The 16,187-nt window shown below is 68.3% G+C and carries 21 protein-coding genes; 7 read left to right on the top strand and 14 right to left on the bottom strand.

What is annotated here, in order from left to right; all coding sequences use genetic code 11:
* Both AB8Z36_RS09190 and AB8Z36_RS09185 read right to left on the bottom strand, forming a co-directional pair.
* Window positions 1-389 (bottom strand): site-specific integrase (locus tag AB8Z36_RS09190; RefSeq protein WP_369212721.1); only part of this gene is annotated, 389 nt, incomplete at its 3' end.
* Window positions 386-604 carry a hypothetical protein gene (locus AB8Z36_RS09185; protein WP_369212720.1) on the bottom strand — a complete coding sequence of 73 codons (219 nt, stop codon included), beginning with the start codon at window positions 602-604 and terminating at the stop codon, window positions 386-388. The genes AB8Z36_RS09185 and AB8Z36_RS09190, both read right to left, overlap by 4 nt.
* A 448-nt stretch (window positions 605-1,052) precedes the next feature.
* Here AB8Z36_RS09185 and AB8Z36_RS09180 point away from each other — a divergent pair, with 448 nt between their 5' ends.
* From AB8Z36_RS09180 to AB8Z36_RS09155, 6 genes are all read left to right on the top strand, one after another.
* A complete protein-coding gene (locus AB8Z36_RS09180; protein WP_369212719.1) occupies window positions 1,053-1,316 on the top strand; it encodes a hypothetical protein in 264 nt (87 codons plus the stop codon).
* Window positions 1,313-1,633, top strand: a complete 321-nt coding sequence (locus tag AB8Z36_RS09175; RefSeq protein ID WP_369212718.1) for a hypothetical protein — start codon at window positions 1,313-1,315, stop codon at window positions 1,631-1,633. Before AB8Z36_RS09180 ends, AB8Z36_RS09175 begins: the two co-directional genes overlap by 4 nt.
* Window positions 1,630-2,055, top strand: coding sequence for a hypothetical protein (locus AB8Z36_RS09170; RefSeq protein ID WP_369212717.1), 426 nt, complete (start codon window positions 1,630-1,632; stop codon window positions 2,053-2,055). Before AB8Z36_RS09175 ends, AB8Z36_RS09170 begins: the two co-directional genes overlap by 4 nt.
* A gap of 7 nt (window positions 2,056-2,062) precedes the next feature.
* Complete coding sequence (locus tag AB8Z36_RS09165; RefSeq protein ID WP_369212716.1) at window positions 2,063-2,227, top strand: hypothetical protein; 165 nt, start codon at window positions 2,063-2,065, stop codon at window positions 2,225-2,227.
* Window positions 2,228-2,310: 83 nt separating this feature from the next.
* On the top strand, window positions 2,311-2,784 hold the full coding sequence (locus AB8Z36_RS09160) for a hypothetical protein (protein ID WP_369212715.1): 474 nt from the start codon (window positions 2,311-2,313) through the stop codon (window positions 2,782-2,784).
* Window positions 2,785-2,828: 44 nt separating this feature from the next.
* A protein-coding gene (locus tag AB8Z36_RS09155; RefSeq protein WP_369212714.1) for an IS5 family transposase occupies window positions 2,829-3,703 on the top strand; the annotation gives its coding sequence in 2 pieces (ribosomal slippage) (window positions 2,829-3,186 and window positions 3,186-3,703; 876 coding nt in all).
* Here the strand turns inward: AB8Z36_RS09155 and AB8Z36_RS09150 are convergent.
* The gene (locus AB8Z36_RS09150; protein ID WP_369212713.1) at window positions 3,658-4,086 is read right to left on the bottom strand and encodes a signal peptidase I; all 429 of its coding nucleotides are present in this window, start codon (window positions 4,084-4,086) and stop codon (window positions 3,658-3,660) included. The genes AB8Z36_RS09155 and AB8Z36_RS09150 overlap by 46 nt on opposite strands.
* A gap of 224 nt (window positions 4,087-4,310) precedes the next feature.
* Between AB8Z36_RS09150 and AB8Z36_RS09145 the strand changes: the two genes are divergently transcribed.
* Window positions 4,311-4,931: a hypothetical protein gene (locus AB8Z36_RS09145; protein WP_369212712.1), complete on the top strand. Its 621-nt coding sequence runs from the start codon at window positions 4,311-4,313 to the stop codon at window positions 4,929-4,931.
* Window positions 4,932-4,983: 52 nt separating this feature from the next.
* Here AB8Z36_RS09145 and AB8Z36_RS09140 read toward each other — a convergent pair whose 3' ends face one another.
* The 11 genes from AB8Z36_RS09140 to AB8Z36_RS09090 form a co-directional block, all read right to left on the bottom strand.
* Window positions 4,984-5,145: a hypothetical protein gene (locus tag AB8Z36_RS09140; protein ID WP_369212711.1), complete on the bottom strand. Its 162-nt coding sequence runs from the start codon at window positions 5,143-5,145 to the stop codon at window positions 4,984-4,986.
* Window positions 5,146-5,150: 5 nt separating this feature from the next.
* Window positions 5,151-5,510 carry a hypothetical protein gene (locus AB8Z36_RS09135; protein ID WP_369212710.1) on the bottom strand — a complete coding sequence of 120 codons (360 nt, stop codon included), beginning with the start codon at window positions 5,508-5,510 and terminating at the stop codon, window positions 5,151-5,153.
* Window positions 5,507-5,884: a hypothetical protein gene (locus tag AB8Z36_RS09130; RefSeq protein ID WP_369212709.1), complete on the bottom strand. Its 378-nt coding sequence runs from the start codon at window positions 5,882-5,884 to the stop codon at window positions 5,507-5,509. The genes AB8Z36_RS09135 and AB8Z36_RS09130 overlap by 4 nt, the downstream gene beginning before the upstream one ends.
* A gap of 65 nt (window positions 5,885-5,949) precedes the next feature.
* Complete coding sequence (locus tag AB8Z36_RS09125; RefSeq protein WP_369212708.1) at window positions 5,950-6,222, bottom strand: hypothetical protein; 273 nt, start codon at window positions 6,220-6,222, stop codon at window positions 5,950-5,952.
* Complete coding sequence (locus tag AB8Z36_RS09120) at window positions 6,219-7,052, bottom strand: peptidoglycan recognition protein family protein (RefSeq protein ID WP_369212707.1); 834 nt, start codon at window positions 7,050-7,052, stop codon at window positions 6,219-6,221. The genes AB8Z36_RS09125 and AB8Z36_RS09120 overlap by 4 nt, the downstream gene beginning before the upstream one ends.
* A gap of 15 nt (window positions 7,053-7,067) precedes the next feature.
* Window positions 7,068-7,499 (bottom strand): hypothetical protein, encoded by a 432-nt coding sequence (locus AB8Z36_RS09115; protein ID WP_369212706.1) that lies wholly within the window; start codon window positions 7,497-7,499, stop codon window positions 7,068-7,070.
* A 9-nt stretch (window positions 7,500-7,508) separates the two neighbouring features.
* Complete coding sequence (locus AB8Z36_RS09110; RefSeq protein WP_369212705.1) at window positions 7,509-8,129, bottom strand: hypothetical protein; 621 nt, start codon at window positions 8,127-8,129, stop codon at window positions 7,509-7,511.
* A gap of 8 nt (window positions 8,130-8,137) precedes the next feature.
* The gene (locus tag AB8Z36_RS09105; RefSeq protein WP_369212704.1) at window positions 8,138-8,716 is read right to left on the bottom strand and encodes a hypothetical protein; all 579 of its coding nucleotides are present in this window, start codon (window positions 8,714-8,716) and stop codon (window positions 8,138-8,140) included.
* Window positions 8,717-8,796: 80 nt separating this feature from the next.
* Window positions 8,797-9,888: a DUF5047 domain-containing protein gene (locus AB8Z36_RS09100; RefSeq protein ID WP_369212703.1), complete on the bottom strand. Its 1,092-nt coding sequence runs from the start codon at window positions 9,886-9,888 to the stop codon at window positions 8,797-8,799.
* A 4-nt stretch (window positions 9,889-9,892) separates the two neighbouring features.
* Window positions 9,893-12,130, bottom strand: a complete 2,238-nt coding sequence (locus AB8Z36_RS09095) for a hypothetical protein (RefSeq protein WP_369212702.1) — start codon at window positions 12,128-12,130, stop codon at window positions 9,893-9,895.
* A 12-nt stretch (window positions 12,131-12,142) separates the two neighbouring features.
* Entirely contained in the window at window positions 12,143-16,174 is a 4,032-nt protein-coding gene (locus tag AB8Z36_RS09090) for a peptidoglycan DD-metalloendopeptidase family protein (RefSeq protein ID WP_369212701.1), read from the bottom strand.
* Window positions 16,175-16,187 lie beyond the last annotated feature (13 nt).

Below are 16,187 nucleotides of genomic sequence, written 5' to 3'. Positions count from 1 at the left end.
GCGTAGGTGTAGAAGGATCCGGCGGCGGCAAGGGCTTGCGCCTGGGTGGTCTCGGCGGGCGGCTTGCCGTTGCGGGTGGGCGTCTTGGCGAGGTGTTTGGCGTAGGCGTCGGCGAGCGGCAGCTTCGCCTGAAGCGGGTGGATCTTGCTCTTGCGGGCGTATGCCTCCCACGCCTTGAACGTCCGGACGTAGGCGCGCCGGGTGTGCCGGGACTTCTGCCGGGCGACCCAGCCGCCCGCGATGGTGGGCAGCGGGTCGGCGTCCCCGTAGAACTCGGCGAGGTGGTCGGCGAGCGCGCGGGCTTCGTCGGGCCAGTCGTCGCGGGGGTCGTGCCGGTCGGTCGACAGCTCCGCCGACGGGCGCGGGACGAGGGCCGCAGAGTCGGTCACTCCTGCACCTCGGGGTCAATGAAGTCGGCGACGGCGTACACCGCCATCTGCGGGTCGGTGAACCCCTCGGCTTCCGAGTCCCAGTTCCGCTGCTTCGCTGCCAGTTCGTGAGCGTGCTTGGCGAGCGCGGCCAACACGATCCGCTCGTCCTCGGCTGCTGACTGGTCGGGGCGACGGGTGACGAGTGCGGTCATCAGGTCCTGATAGGCGCTCATTCTGCGGAGTCTCCTCAGTATTGGATAACTGTCATTATCAACCATGCAGTTGGGTGATCGCCAGCACTTTCGATCGCCGTTCTGCCACACTCGCGCCATGACGACATGCACCACACCCACCTGCCGCCGCGACTACGACGAGACGTCCGAAGAGGCGGTCAAGTACCACACCGAGCCGGTGCACTGCGCGGAGACGTCGAAGCGATGCAACCGCTGCAATGGGCGGCCGAGTTGTTACTTGTGCGGGGACTCGATCTGCAAGTGTCGCGATCACTGACCGGACAGCAGGAAGGGTCCTGCTCCTCCTCGGAGCAGGACCCGCGATACCGCATGTTATCGGGGGCGGGACTGATCAACTGGCGGCGCTCAAGGGAACGTTATGCACTACCCCTCTCCAAGTCTTGGCATTAACCCTTGACGTCAACTCAAGGCTTGCTAACTTGAGTTCATGATGACTGATGAGACCGATGCTGAACCTCAGTCCGCACGGGCCGAGTTGATCCGATATGCGGCAACCACGCGCACCGTCACCGCTGACGGCCTCGCCCCGTACCTGAAGGCCTACCGCGCCGAGAACCTCCGCGAGGCAATTGGGGCCGCGCGCACCGAGTACCTGACCGGCAACACCGGCGCCGCCGAGGACACCGCCTATAACGATGGCGTAGCCGACGCCATCGCCGCGATCGGCGCCCTACTGGAGGACGGCAAGTGAGTAAGCCCCGCCTGATCCCGACCGGCAACTGCTGGTGTGGCTGCGGCCGGGAGGTCGGCCTCGGGAAGTTCTTCGCCCAGGGCCACGACAAGACCGCCGAGTCCGCGCTGATCGCCCTCAAGTACGAGGGCAGCGTTCCGCACTTCCTCCACGCCCACGGGTACGGTCCCCAGCACTCCGTCACCGGAGACGCTGTGGACAACGAGAAGACGGACTGGATGGAGTGCGACGAGTGCACCAGCAAGCCCGGCTATCGCGGAGCGCGTAACAGCGTCGCCAAGCACCGACGCATCTACCACCGAAAGGGAACCGAATGATCAGCAAGTCGGGCCGCTATTGGTCCACCGGCATCACCGTCACCTGGGCTCCGCTCGCGGAGCGCATCAACGATGAGCCCTACGGCGGCTGGCACGCCAAGCTCGAATACCGGGACGACGGGTTCGCCGACAACGATCCGGACGCCGGGCAGGTATCGACTGAGGGCACGCTGTACACCCGCTACCCGGTCCGCAACGCGAAGATCCGCAGCGGACTGTCCATCGCCGTAGACACCCTCCTCGCCGACGCCAAACGGCTCGGCATCGAGTTCATCGGCGTCGGCGGTGACTCGGAACCCTGGCTGTTCTACGAGCAGGACGGCGAGAGCGAAGAGCACCCGCCGCCGGACGGATGGCGGGAGACGCTGGCAACCGAAGCCGAGCGCGTCGGGTTCCGGTCCTACGCCACCACCGAAAAGTGAGGACGCCATGACCCGCGACGAGTACGAGGAGAAGCGGCGCCGTCTCGAAGCGGACGCGGACAACGCGAAGAAGGCCCTGACTCGGGCCCGCGCCATGTACGACGGCATCTGCGACGAGTTGCGTAACCTGCGCATCGACTGGAATGAACAGCAGAAGACCACCCAGCAGTAGCTGCAGCGCGGAGCCCGGCCCGAGGTAAGCGGGCCGGGCTCCGGCATGCGCGAGCCTACCTGCCCGCCCGCTACTCTCGCGTCATGACGACCGCCGCGCCTGTATCCGTCGACTGGATCCGCCTCACGATCGGCGACGACCATCTGACCGTCGAGCCGTCGCCCGGTATCGACCTGCACCTGGCCGTGCAGTCCGTCGAGTACGGCGGCTACCTGGATCCGCTCACGCGCAGCCCGCGCCCGTCTTTGCGGCTGTCGGTCCGTCTCGTCCCGCGCGGCATCGACGCGGCCGTGCGCTGTGAGACACAAGCCCGCGAGGTGGCCGCGCGTCTCGGCACACGACAGTCCGCTTTTGCGGCGGTGCGGATGTTCTCGCTGGAGGCAGCGCTTGGCGGCGAGGGCCTGCCGTACAACCGGGTGACCGCCCCGCGTCTGATCCTCGTCCCCGGCCCCGAGCCGCTGCTGGACGAGGATCTGCCGGTGCCGTCAGTCCACGTCTTCTCGGCGAAGGCGCACCCCGAAGACGGGCACGCCTACACGATGCGGCTCGTCGACTAGGGCCTGTTGCGAAAGTGGATCTTGGTCGTGAATGATCACGTCCCGTGGGACGCGGCGATCTGACGAACGGCCAGTGGGCCCGGCTTGAGCCGTTGCTGCCGCAGGGCATCAAGCCGGGCCGTCCGCCGGTGTGGACTCGGCGACAGCTGATAGACGGCATACGGTGGCGGACCCGGACCGGCGCCCCGTGGCGGGACGTGCCCGAGAGGTACGGCCCGTGGGACCGGGTCTACGACCTGTTCCGCCGCTGGCAGCGGGACGGCACCTGGACCCGGATCGTCACCCAACTCCAGGCCGAGGCGGACGCGAAGGGCCTGATCATCTGGGATGTGAACCTCGACTCGACGGTCTGCAGGGCTCACCAGCATGCCGCTGGAGCGGCGAAAAGGGGGATCTCCAGAAGGAGCCGCCCGGCGGGGTCGCCGTCGAGCCGGCCGACCACGGCCTCGGACGCTCCCGGGGCGGCCTGACCAGCAAGATCCACCTGGCGGTCGAGCAGGGGCAGAAGCCGCTGTCCGTGGTGATCACGGCCGGACAACGCGGGGATTCACCGCAGTTCGAGCCGGTCTTGGAAGCGATCAGGGTTCCCCGGATCGGCCTGGGACGGCCACGCAAGAGACCGGACCGGGTGCGGGCCGACAAGGCGTACGACTCCCGCAAGAACCGCGCCTACCTGCGCAGACGCGGGCTCAAGGCGACGATCCCCGTCCCTGCGGACCGGGTCCGCAACCGGCAGAAGCTCGGCTCTCGCGGCGGTCGACCGCCGAAGTTCGACAAGACCGACTACAAGCAGCGGCACGCGGTCGAATGCGGGATCAATCGCCTCAAGCGCCACCGTGCGGTGGCCACCCGCTATGACAAGTTGGCCGTCCGCTATGAGGCCACCGTGCTGGTCGCGGCCCTGAACGAATGGCTATGACCAGCAGCGGAATTGTTCTTATCGGTCACCTTGTAGCCGGGGACCGAGGGCCAGCGGACCGTCAGAACCACGGACTCTTCCTCCGCGAACCAGGAGTGATCGACGCCCTGGCCCCACACGACGTAGTCCCCCTGCTCGGCCAGGAGAACACTGCGCCCGGGCAATTCCACTCGGAAGCGCCCGCTGATGAGGACCAACAGGGCGGTGCGCTCTTCGCCGGTCACCCACTGAGCCCGCTCATCGCCCTGCTGGTGGACGCCCCATTTGATCTCCACGTCCTCACTATGACGAGGATCGGAGGCGTCCTTGAAATGTCCCAGCAGCCACCCCCGGTCCAGCGCCGCGTCCCTGCCGGCATTGCCCACATACACGTTGTCGGTCATGGCTCCGGAAGGTAGCAGCCAGCCGCATCGGCACTCACAGCAGCAACTACCGTCACTTTCGCAACAGACCCTAGGCGCCACCCCCGCACACAACGACACCGCCCCCGCTCCCCTGCCGAAGCAGGAGGGCGGGGGCGGTGGTGCGTCACGGCTCGGTGACGACCGGGCGCGGTTGTGCCGGTTGTGTTCTACGGTGTCCCGACGAGATCAACCTTGGGGGGCATATGCGCGTTCGCGCGACCGCGGCCACGGCCGCCCTGCTTCTCGCCGCGCTCACAGCGTGCGGCAGCGACGACGGTGACCCCGACGAGAAGTCGGCCACCAAGGCGCCTACTGCCAAGTCGAGGCAGCCGGAGGGTGAAGACGGCATCACCAAGACGCTGAAGCTCGGCGAGCCCGCGCAGACCATCGGCGACGGCGGGACCGGCGTCCTCCAGATCACGCCGGACACCATCGTGTACGTGAAGAAGAACGGCACGGAGCCGGCCGAGAACGGCGTCTTCGCCGTGGTCACGGTGAAGGACAAGGCGATGACCGGTACGGCTGCCGACGAGGTGCCGCCGATCAGCGGTGGCGGCTGGAAGTGGATGGCGCCAGACGGGGAAACCATCGATCAAGGCGGCGGCGAGTCGTACAACATCGTCGTCGACCGCTACAACAACGAGGACCCGGTACAGCCCGGTACCTATCAGTGGCGGCTGCGGGCCTTCGACCTGACGCCCGCACAGGCCAAGGGCGGCACCCTGATCTATGTGGACGGCGAGGAGGCCGCGCACCGCTGGACCATGCCCGCCGCCGACACCGGACCGCACGCTGCTGAACTGAAGAAGCAGCTCGCAGAGTAAAAGCAGCAACGACGAAGCGCCCCGCCCTCCGAAGAGGACGGGGCGCAGACGTTCAGGCTGACTCGGACAGGTCCTCCGGCGGGATGTCCGGCTCAAGGAACAGGTCCTCGTAGCTGGGCGTCGGCGGCTCCTCGACGAGGCCGAGCTTGACGAGGGACGGGATGTCGCCGGCGCTGTCGTCGACGCGGCGCCGGACCGGACGGGCCTCAGGCATGAGCATCACACTCCAGTTCGGTTGTACTCTTCGACGCGGTCCGGGGGCGCCGGGGGTTCGATACCGTGCGAGCGCATCTGCCCGGTCAGCTCGCCGACGTACCAAGCAAAAGCCCTCACCAGCGACCGAAGTGATCGAACCTCCTCGCGGGTTGAGGTCAGCTCCTGCCGCAGCTCCGTCTTGATCGCGTCGAAAGCCTGCCGATCCTCAGCCCGCTGATTCGGCTCGGCTTGCGCCTGCGCTGCGGCCCGTGTCGCCTCTGCTGTCGCCGCAGCAGCCCGCGTGGTTGCCCTGGCGGCGAACATGCCTGCCACCACTGCGCCGACCGTTCCGAGTACGGCAACGATTCCCGCCCACACCGTCACGGCTTCCGCCCTTTCCTGGCGGCTCTCGGCGCAGGGGGGACCGAATGCTCGGGAACCGTGGCCGCCCACAAGATGACCCCGACATGCGAGGTCAGATACCAGATGGCGACCCAGGCGCCGCGGGAGTAGTCGCCGGAGATGACGGCGACGGTGTAGGCGGTCGCCCACACGGTGGGGGGAAGGAGAGCGGCCATGAAGCCGTAGCGGTCGCGGCCGACGCGGAGAAACGCAGATCCTGCCGTGACCATTCCGGCGCCGATCCACAGCCAGGCCCAGTGCCGGATGTCGCACAGATCGGTGAGCAGCTGCAAGCCCTGCGTGGGCGGCGGGTCGACCAGGAACGAAGCGCCCCAGCAGGTTTTGCCGACGCCCACGATTAGCAGGAAGGCGCCGCGCCTGCCCAGCCGCCTACGCAGCCATCGGACCGCGCGGCACGGCACTAGACGCCCGGGGCTGCGGAGGCGCTGTTGCGGGCGCCGACGAAGCGGGCGATGACGCCCTTTACGAGCGACCCGGATGCGGCGAGCCCTGCGGCACCCATGGTCTCCCAGAACGAGGCGTGGAACATGTCGGCCGGTCCTGCGGCGATGCCCACACCGGATGCGGCGACGACGAAGGTGGCCAGGACGCGCTCGACGAGATCCTTGGCGTAGGTGGCGGCGGTCTTCACGACGGTCTGCACGTCGCCGCTGGTGGGCAGGTTGCTGGTCATGGAGTTCTCGCTTCCCGTTCGTCGATCTTCTTGGTGAGGGCGTCGACCTTGGAGGTGAGTGCTGCGAGCCGGTCGATAATCTCCGGCAGGAAGCTCGCGGCCTTCCAGGTGGGGTTGGTCTGATGGGTGGCCGCCGAGGTCGGGGACGGGATGGCGTCCCGGCCCCATACGGCGTCGTGGACCTGCTTGGCATCCATGCCGAGTCCTTCGTCCGGGGTGGTAGAGCCGGGGCTCCAGGAGGCGGGGTGGGCGAGCCGCTCGTCGACGTCCTCGCGGAAGCGGCCCATGTCGAAGCTGGGGTCGATCTTGCGGCGGGTGCCTTCCTTGTGGCCGATCACACTGTCGGCCGACCAGCCGTGCGCCCGACAGATCGCTGCCGCCCACCGAACCGCCTGGTCGTACTGCACGGCGGGGTACGGGTCGCGGCCGTTGCCGAGGTTCTCGATCTCGATGCCGTAGTAGTGGGCGTTGCCGTCCACCGGCTCTGAGCTGTCCGGCCTCGGGTGCGTCGACGACTCGTTGACCACGGCCTGATGCGCGTTCGCTGCGAAGGTTCCCGCATGGTTGGCCCGGCCGCCGCTGATCATGGTGGCGGTGCCGTTCTTCGCCAGATGCGTGTGGCACAGCGGGCCCGGCAGACTCGACGTGCCGGTCCAGCACACGCCGAGACTGTTGGCCCCGGCGGTATGGTGGATGACAATGCCGTTGACGGGCCCCCACGGGCCTTTGTGGTTGCGGGTATGGGTACGCCATCCGGCCTTCTCGGCGACGCGCACACCTTCGGCGCGGAGCTTGGCCAGGAGAGTCTCGGCTGGCAACGGTGCAGCCATGGCCGCCCCCTTCTTCTAGTAGTCGCAGGTCATGCCGACGAATTGGGCGTGCTCGACGGCCCAGGGCTGATCGTGGTCGTGCCACACTTCGACGCCGACGGGCTGGCCTGCTTCGCCATGGAAGGGCCAGGTCACGGTTTCCCAGCTGCGGCCGGGGGTGGCGGGATGGTCGGCGGCGCCGGTGTCGTCGCGGACGCCGTGCGGGTCGCGGATGAACCGGGACATGAACTGCCGCTGCCGCAGGTCGCCTTCCGGGAGGGCGAGCGCGGCCCAGCGCAGGTTGCGGGACCAGATGAAGTCCCCGTCGAACGGCGGCTGGATCAAGCTGAGCTTGCGCGCCATGGAGCGGTCGTTGGCGAGAACCCGCTCGAAGGTGATGAGCGTCCAGGTCTCCGGCTGGATGAGCTGCGGCTTGTCGCCGCGGTAGAGCTTGCACACGGTGGCCACAGCGGTCTCCTACAGGCTGACGATGGTGCCGTTGAACCCGATCCACGGAGGCTTCACGCCGCTGCCAGTGCCGAAGACTTCGAGGTAGCCGTCGGTGCGCACGTCGAGTTTCAGGGCGATGCGGCTGCTGTTGACGTCGGAGCAGGGGATCGTCACGGTCCGAAGCGTCTGCGGGCGCACCGCAGACGGCAGCGCGGTCGAGTTGATGACGTAGGAGCCTGCTGGAGTCGACGGCCAGGAGGAACGGCCGATCGCTCCGCGGAACTGCAAGGACTCCTCGCCGCTGATATTCAGCAGCCGGTACTGCAGATTCCCGTTGCTATTGCCGTTCTGCTGGAAACCGGACGTCAGGCTGATGGTCTTCCAGGAGGAGGCACCGGTAGAGATGGTCACCCAGGTGCTCCCGTCGTAGTGGTCCAGGCGCTGGATGTCCTGCAGGTAGGTGAGCATGCCGCCGACTGGCGCGTAGCTGCCCGTGAGGGTCGCGCCGCGCGTCGATGACGACGCGAACCGCATGACGCCGCGGGGAATCAGGCCTGCAGCGAGGGCGGAGAGCTGTCCGGGCAGGTCGGGTGCGTCGGTAAGTGTGGGGAGTGCGAAGCCTTGCCCGTAGCCGTCCGTTGTGGGCACAGGGCCTCCTAGTCGAGTGCGTAGCGGAGGCCGTTGAGGGAGACCCAGGGCGGCCGGATGATCGGTGTGGCGTAGGTGTCGGAGGTCGCAGTGGTGGTGCCGACGATCCGAAGCTGGCCTTCGAGGCGGGCATCAACCTTGAGGCTGAGCGACGACGAAGATGAGGCGGAGCAGGCGGCGACCAGGGATCGCAGGGAGGCGGGCCGCAGGCTGGCCGGAAGTGCCGCGGCGAGGGCGTCGCCGCCGTTTTGGATGGCGCTGGAGGCATAGGTGATGCCGAGTCCGCCGCGCCATTCCATGACCCGGGTGCCGCCGATGATGATGGTGCGGTACTGCACCTGCCCGTTCGAGTTGCCGTCGTGGGCGAACCCGGTGGCCAGTGTTGCGGTCGTCCACGGCACAGTGGTCTCGGTCGCGAGGCGGCCGTGAGCGATCCAGTTCCCGTTGCTGGACTGGGAGATGACGGCGACGTCGCCGATCTGCGGGTCGAAGTAGGTTTCCATGCAGCGGATCGGAATGCCGTCCGCGGTGATGGTGCCTGCGCTGACAGCGGTGACGGTGGCGGTGCGCCAGTCCGCTCCGCGCACCGATGTTGACCGCTCCCCCACGCGCCGTGCCGAGTCCCTAAATGCTTGTGCCAGGTCACGGGTGCTGGCGTGCCCGCTCTTCACGCGTCCTCCTTCGCGGAGATCGTCGTGATCGGGAAGTCGCCGCCCTCGTCGAGTGGGACAGTGAACGAGGCGACCTGGTGGAGTTCCCGGGTGCCGTCCTCGTGCATGACCCGGATGACATCACCCGGCTCCAATGCCGGATTCGGGAGGCTGCTGAAATCGCCGGACGCGTTCGGGGCGCGGGCCTTGACCAGCTCCAGCCCTGCTGCCTGCGTGCACGCGTTGACGGTGGTCAGAGTCGACGAGGAGATGAATTTCGGGCGGCGGCCGAATGGCCCGCCCCACCGGGTGGGCGAGCCCGGGTCGACGTCCACGACAAGCGCCGACACGGGCGGCGCGTCATCGGTGGTGTTCTCCCCGCGGGCCAGCACCCCGTTGAACACGTTGTCCGAGGTCATGGCTCGGCTGCCGGAAATATAGACGCCGCCCTCGGTCGCCTCGACCGCCCATACCGGTTCGGTCGTCATCAGATCCGGGAACTCTCTGATGACGAAGACGCCGTCGGCGTTGCAGTACACCTCGGCGCCCGCGGCTGCCGCTATCTCCTGCGCGCCCGCCCACGGATCGGCTTCGACGTCGAAAGAGCGGGAGCCGATCGGGACGTCCACGATGGTCGAGACGACGTCGGCGTCCGGGATGCTGCGCTGGATTAGGGCGGTGACAGCGCCGACGACGGTGCCGGTGGCTTTCCACGGCGCCGTGAACTTGTCGTCAATGACGCAGGCCTCAAGGCCTTTGCCTTGGAGGTTCACGGGGCCGGTACCGATACTGCCGTCAACGCTGTCGAGGCGGAACACGCCGAGCGGCACCAGTTCCCGACTGCCGTCTCCGTACTCCACGCCACGGCTGATGCGCAGCCGGGCCCCGTAGGTGGCGAGCTGATCGGTCGGGGTTCGCGGGATCAGGGCCGGATCGGCGCAGGTCACGGTGCAGGTGCGGCGGATGGCCTGCTTGAGGTCGACCGGCACCGAGCCGCCGGTGTGCTCGATGTCGACGACCCGCCCGTCGGTGAGAAACAGCTGCACGAGGGTGGCGACAGTGTGGGATTCGGCGAGGCGCGGCAGGAACCGGTCCGAGACGGGATACACCGGATCACCCCGTCCTGCGGTCCAGGAGTAGCGCCTCGCAGGTGGCATACACGGGCAGTAGGTCCGCGCAGGTGGCGAACTCGGCGATGACGTCCTGCCACGTCCTGCCCGCAGCACCGTTGACGGCCGTGGTGACCGGCATGTCCTGCTCGATCAGCGGCAGCGTCCACGTCCGCCACTGGTCTTGGGCGAGCTTCGACATGCGCGCCTCGGGGGCTTGTCCGACGGCGACGTACATGTCGTCGACGCCCATGCCCGGTGCGGCCTGCCACAGCAGGGTGTTGCCGGAGTCGAGCAGCAGGTGCAGGGCCCGTCGTTCCTCGTCGGAGCGGGTGACGACCGCAAGGTCCCCCTCAAGGCCCTGCCGTCTGCCAGTGAGCACGACCTTGTTGCGCCGTCCTTTGACTACGTAGGCGGTCTGTTCGATCGGGCGCGTCCAGTCCGGCGCCGTCTGCACCATGACCCGCAAGTTTCGCTGCGGGTTGCCAGGGTCCTTCAACCAGGCAACGTTGATGTCGTCGAGACGGACGGTGACCGGTTCCGAGGAGCGTCGAGACGCTGGCTCGCCATCCTCGTCGTCCAGCTGGATGCGGTAGAGGACGGGCACGTTCATCGGCGCCTCGTGATCCTCGATGACCATGATGTCGGACGTGATGAGCTGCCTGTCGATCAGCCCTGCGGTGCTGCGGACGAGGCTGCGGAGCCCGTCGGCGCCCTCCCGGTAGACGCTGATCTGGTAGTCGACCGGCAGCTCCCGCAGGGTGAGCGTGATGTAGCCGCCGGAGTCGGATGCGGTCACGGCGGTCTGCGGCAGCACCTGCCACAGAGCAGCCATGTCCAGGTGCAGCACACTGGTGACCGCCGAGGCGACGGCGGTGACCTCGATGGCCGCCTGCGTCGCGGTCGCTGGGGCGACCGCATCCGTCGGCATGAGATACCAGCTGGGGCCGGGCAGGCTCCAGGAGGTGCCCCCGCTGGCACCCAAATCTACGTTCGCGGCGTCGTACCAGCGGACCCGGACAGTAACTGACGACCATGCGCCCGCGCCCAGGTGGGCGACCACCTGAGCCCGCCAGTTCAGCCCGGCACCACCCGGGGTCGGGAAACGCGCCGAGCGGATCACGCTGGTTGTTGCTGTCGCCGAGGCGACACTGAGGGCGTAGCCGCCCTCCATGGAGGCCAGCCCCCACGGGGTGGTCCGCGCGATCGTCGCCGCCCCGGAGGCGACCGTCCACCCGGCGACGCCCTGCTCGAACCCGCCATCCGCATACGGCACCACAGTGCCCGCCTGCAGACTGGGGGCGACGGCAATGACGACGGTCTCCAGCCGCAGCGTCTGCCCCGCCGAAGCGCCGGTGAGGCCGGCCGCCGCCGAACATGTGGCGGCATTGGCGGGGGCGGCCATCGACGCCCGCTGCCGGTACATGCCGGTCCCCGGCGCCGCAAGTGTGCCGCGCTGGGCTGCGATCTGGTTGCCGTTGGTGTCGTAGAAGCGGATCTCGATCCACGCCTGCGCGGTGAGCACCGGAGGTTGCAGGTAGGCGTAGGCGACATATTCGACGCCCGGCGTCACTTGCGGCCGGTCCACCGCCACTGCTGCGGCGTTGCCGCCCGCCACCGCGGTCAAGGCGAGGGCGTGGCCGCCGGCCGTCCAGTTGCCGACGCCCCACTGCACCACCGGCACCTGGCGGGAGATAGAGGCGTTGACCTCGGCTGTCCAGCCGGAGGCGTCGATCTCCGTGGACTCGGTGCCGAACGGCAACAGATTGCCGGTCGTCCGGATCGGGAGGCCGAGGTAGACGTTCTCCCAGTAGTGGCTGACCGAGGCACCAGTTTCGGTGGAGGACACTACGACCTGGGCGGACGCCGCCCCAACCGGTGCCGTCCCGGCTACGCCGACACGGTGCCAGGATGCTGAGGCACCGGCGGTCGACAGCGACCAGGTGATCGACAGTTCCCCGCCGAGCGCCGTCATCCACCGGATGCCGATGCGCTCCCCCGTCGATGTGGCACCGGCGGTGTCCGCGAACACCTGATATGTCGTGCCTGCAGTGACGGGGTAGGAGGAGACGGTGCGGGCCTGCATCTCGCCTGCCGCCACCGACCGCACCGACAGGCAGCCGTCGCCGACCCGCCCGCCGACACCCAGGCCGATTGTGCAGTTCAGCTTGGGTGTCCAGCCGGACGTGTTGGGGTCGATCTCCGACGTGGTCGCGCTGAGGAGATTCCCGGGGATCGGCAAGAGAGCCTCCTCTCAGCCCGCCGCCAAGCCGACGAGCAGTTCGCCCTGCGCGGTGCGGACTTCGGTGCGGGCAATGTCGGTGATCTCGCGGTCGCCGACGAACACGGACACGTGCAGGTCGCCGATGCTCGGGCCGCCCGCAGCGGCGGTGAGGAGGTCCCACTGGCCGCCGGTCAGAACAGGCTCTGGGCGCCCGGTGCCGTTGTAGGCGAGGTTGAGGCCGGGCTGGAGCATGCCGCCGGAGTCGTACCAGTGCGGGCTACGCGACTGCCATTTCGACCAGGCCGCTGCCGGGCTGCCGTAGTCCGGGCGGCCCTTGATGTAGCCCAGACCCCATCTGACCTGGGTTTTGTAGTTGGTGCGCCAGTCCGCGCCCGCCGACCGCATCTTGGATGCGGGCAGCGCCTGCGGGATGCCATAGGCGCCGGAGGACTTGTTGAGCGCATTCCAGCGCCAGCCGGACTCGCCGTTCCACAACTTTTTGAGCGGCCCGAACTGACTGAGGCCCCAGCCGTAGCGGTGCAGGATCGATTTCGCGTACCGCTGGGCGGCGCCGACCGCTTGGGCGGTGAAACCGCCGCCGCCTCCCTTGAGGAACGGCATCGGGTCGACAGCCTTGCCGCCTCTGCGGGCTTCCAGGTGGAGGTGGGGGCCGGTGGTGTTGCCGGTGGAGCCGACCTTTCCGATCGTCGTGCCCCGGCTGACATGCTTGTGGAGCTTGGTGGCGATCGCCGACATGTGCGCGTAGAAGCTGGACAGGCCTCCGCCGTGATCGATCTGGACGTGGTTGCCGTAGGGCCCGCCTGAGGCGACCTGGTTTACGGTGCCGTCGTTGACGGCGCGGATACGTGTGCCGGTGGCGGCCGGGAAGTCGAGGCCGGTGTGGTGCCCGGAGGCCCACATGGGTCCGGCGACACCGAATTTGGTGCCGTATTTAGCGTTGACGGGCTTGAGCCATTCCCCGCCTCCGCCGCCTCCGGCGAACATCGACGACACCGCGTCGACGATCTTGTCTTTGAGGCCGATGACCATTTTCTTCGGGAACGTGCCGATCGCGTCCCCGAGCGGTGAGGCACCGACCCCCTTCGCGACCTTGCCGAGGATCGGCTTAGTCAGCTTGTTCCACACCTTGGAGGGGTGAGAGACCAGGTCGGCGCCCGTCTTGGCCCAGTCGATGCCCTTGCCGACGACGTCGCCGACGGTGTCCTTCGTCCAGTCCCAGGCGCCGCCGAGCGGGCCGAGGATCCCGCCGTCCGCCATCAGCCGTGTGCCCGCCGCCGCGTGCAGAGCCTGCGCCCGGTTGCGGTACTTCGGATCCGTCGGGATCACGAACTCGGGGTAGCGGGGGTTGCCCTCGCCGACGATCGCCGTCGGCCGGTTGGTGACCATCGGCCGGGCCGGGCCAAAGTCGTCGCCGACCGTGCCGCCGCGGGCGAGGAGCTTCGGCGGGTCGGGGAGTTTCTTGAGGCCGACGAATCCGGCGACCTTGTCCCAGACCGCCTTAATGCCCTTCGTGTACACCCACTTGATCACGAAGTTGACGGGCTCTTTCGTGATCGACTTGATCTTGCCGAAGGCTTCCTTGATGGCGTCCTTCGCCTTGCCGAAAGCCCAGCCGACCAGGTACACGGCCTTCTTGATCCGGTCGAAGGCGGGCTTCAGCGCCTTGTTGTAGAGCCAGGACGCTTTGTCGCCGATGAAGTTGAAGACCGGCCGGATCGCCTTGTCGTACAGCCAGCGCGCCACGTCGGCGATGCCCTTGAAAGCGGGCCGCAGAGCGTTGTTGTACAGCCACCTGCCGACCCTGCCGACCGACTGGAGACTGCCGACGAAGCCCTTCGCGAACGGCTTGATCACCACGTCGAACAGCCAGGTCGCCGCCGCGCCGACACCGTCGAAGGCGGGCTTGATGGCCTTCTCGTACAGCCACCTCGCTCCGTCACCGATGCCGCGCAGGGCAGGCCCGAGCGCCTTGTGCCACAGCCACGAACCGATCGCAGCTGCCGCCTGGAAGGCGACGACGAGTGGAGCGACCAGAACCACCGCGATGATGGTGATCAGCGCCCGCGCGGCGAACGCAATGCCGTCGAACGCGGGCTTGATCGCGTTGCGCCACAGCCACATCGCGGCCTGGCCGACGACCCTCGCCGCCGTGACGATGCCGTCGAACACCGGCTTGAGGACGCTGTTCCACGCCCACAACGCCGCGGTCTGAATCCCAGACCAGGCAGCCTGCACGATCGTGCGGAACCAGCCGAAATGCTGGTAGGCGTAGATGACACCCGCAACGAGTGCGACGATGAGCGTTGCGATCCGCACCAGCGGGTTCGCGTTCATCACGAGGTTGAAGGCGAACATCGCGAGCGTCCACAGCTTCGTCGCGATGTAAGCGAGGTACATGCCCTGGATCAGCCAGGGCAGCGTCGTCGCGATCGACGACAGCCCCCGCGCCAGGGCACCCAGCACCTCCAGCACCGGCCCCGACAGCGGGGACAGTGCGCGCGCCACCTCGAAGAACGCCCTGGAAATGTCGCCGATCGTGCGGGCCACCAGCGGGCCGTTCTCCGCCGCGTAGGACAGGAACCGCTCGAACGCCGGGCTGCCCTTGAGGCCCGTCCCCCAGGCGGCGAAGCGGCCGGTGATGGCCTGCATCCGCGAGCTGATGGAGTCCATGTGCGGCAGGAAGGCCTGGACGATCCCGGCCATGCCCTTGAAGATCCGGCCGAAGGAAGCGCCCAGGCCGACGATCGCGGGCTGCACTGAGCCCGCCAGATCCGACTTGAACTCCTTCCACCACGGCGACTTGAAGCCCCGAGACACCCGGTCCTGCAACTGCCCGATCGCACGGGCAGCGGCCAGTACGAACGGGGTGAGCCCCGGCAGACTGTTCTTCAAACCGTTCAGGGCGCGCGTGAACAGCGGCATGACTGCGGGCTGCAGCGACCGCGACCACTCGCGGAACGCTGAGCGCAGCGACACGAACGCGTTGAAGGTGCCGCGCGCGCTCGGCGTGAGCTTCGCAAGGGCCTGCCTGTACTTCTCCTGCGCGGCAGCCGCCTGATTGGCGCCCACAGCCGACGACAGCTGAGACGACGCGAGCTGCCGCTCAGCCGACGCCACCGACTCGGCGCCCGACACGCGGGCCTGCGCCAACTGCTCCTGGGCGCGTGCGACAGACCGGGCCCCGTCCTCCTGAGTGCGGGCCACATTGCGCTGCGCCTCAGCCACCCGGTCCTGCGCCTGCGCAATCTCCTGGCTGTTCTCGATCTGCTGGCGCTGCATCGCCTGACGGGCCGTGGCGAGCTGGGCTTCCTGCGACGCCACCCCGCGCTGCGCGTTCGCCAGACGCTCCTGCGCGGCCTTGACCGTGTCCGAGCCCTCGACACCCGCCTTGTCGGCGCGCGCCTTCTCCGCCGTCAGATCCTTGGTTTCCTGGCGCTGCTCCTTCAGCCGCTGAACAGCCTGGTCATAGGCCAGTTGGGCGCGCTGCTGCTCAATCAAGGAGGCGTTGGCGCCCTTGGCCTGGACCGCAGTCAGCCGCTGCCGGGCCTCCTGCACGGATAGCGTCGCGTCCCGCTCGCTGAGCTGGGCGTTGGTCAGCCGGTCACCGAGCTCCTGCAGCTCCGCTGCGGCGTCGCGGCGGGCCTGGGTGAGATCCTGCTGTGCCTGCCGGGCCGTGCGCTGCGCATCCGCCAGCGCATCCTCGGCCTGCGACACCTGCTCGTTCGCCGACCGCATCCGGTCCGCGGCCTGCTGATACGCCGACGCCAAGCCCTCGCGGGCAGAGCGCACCTGCTGCACGGCGGACCGGTTGGCCTCCGCTGCCGACCGCACCGCATCCGCGACCGCCTGCTCCGCCGAGCGGATCTGCTGGGCCGCGTTACGGTGAGCGGCGGCGAGAGCCTGCTGCGCACCGGCCTGCTGAATCGACTGGCGGGCCGCCTGTGCACCAGCTTGGCCGCCCTGCGCCGTGGCCGTCGCCGCCGCGTCCTGCGCGGCCTTCTGTGCCTGGAGGGCGCCCGCAATATCGATGATCGCGGGCACTGCCACAGCCCCC

This window comes from Streptomyces flavofungini, from assembly GCF_041028215.1.
Taxonomy (GTDB): domain Bacteria; phylum Actinomycetota; class Actinomycetes; order Streptomycetales; family Streptomycetaceae; genus Streptomyces; species Streptomyces flavofungini_B.
Note: the sequence above shows the minus strand (reverse complement) of the source record. Positions and strands in the feature narration are given on the sequence as shown.

Excerpts from the sequence above, each read along its gene's own strand:
- AB8Z36_RS09185 (WP_369212720.1), bottom strand. The coding sequence starts at position 604 with ATGAGCGCCTATCAGGACCTGATGACCGCACTCGTCACCCGTCGCCCC.
- AB8Z36_RS09180 (WP_369212719.1), top strand. The coding sequence starts at position 1,053 with ATGATGACTGATGAGACCGATGCTGAACCTCAGTCCGCACGGGCCGAG.
- AB8Z36_RS09170 (WP_369212717.1), top strand. The coding sequence starts at position 1,630 with ATGATCAGCAAGTCGGGCCGCTATTGGTCCACCGGCATCACCGTCACC.
- AB8Z36_RS09165 (WP_369212716.1), top strand. The coding sequence starts at position 2,063 with ATGACCCGCGACGAGTACGAGGAGAAGCGGCGCCGTCTCGAAGCGGAC.
- AB8Z36_RS09160 (WP_369212715.1), top strand. The coding sequence starts at position 2,311 with ATGACGACCGCCGCGCCTGTATCCGTCGACTGGATCCGCCTCACGATC.
- AB8Z36_RS09150 (WP_369212713.1), bottom strand. The coding sequence starts at position 4,086 with ATGACCGACAACGTGTATGTGGGCAATGCCGGCAGGGACGCGGCGCTG.
- AB8Z36_RS09145 (WP_369212712.1), top strand. The coding sequence starts at position 4,311 with ATGCGCGTTCGCGCGACCGCGGCCACGGCCGCCCTGCTTCTCGCCGCG.
- AB8Z36_RS09140 (WP_369212711.1), bottom strand. The coding sequence starts at position 5,145 with ATGCCTGAGGCCCGTCCGGTCCGGCGCCGCGTCGACGACAGCGCCGGC.
- AB8Z36_RS09125 (WP_369212708.1), bottom strand. The coding sequence starts at position 6,222 with ATGACCAGCAACCTGCCCACCAGCGGCGACGTGCAGACCGTCGTGAAG.
- AB8Z36_RS09120 (WP_369212707.1), bottom strand. The coding sequence starts at position 7,052 with ATGGCTGCACCGTTGCCAGCCGAGACTCTCCTGGCCAAGCTCCGCGCC.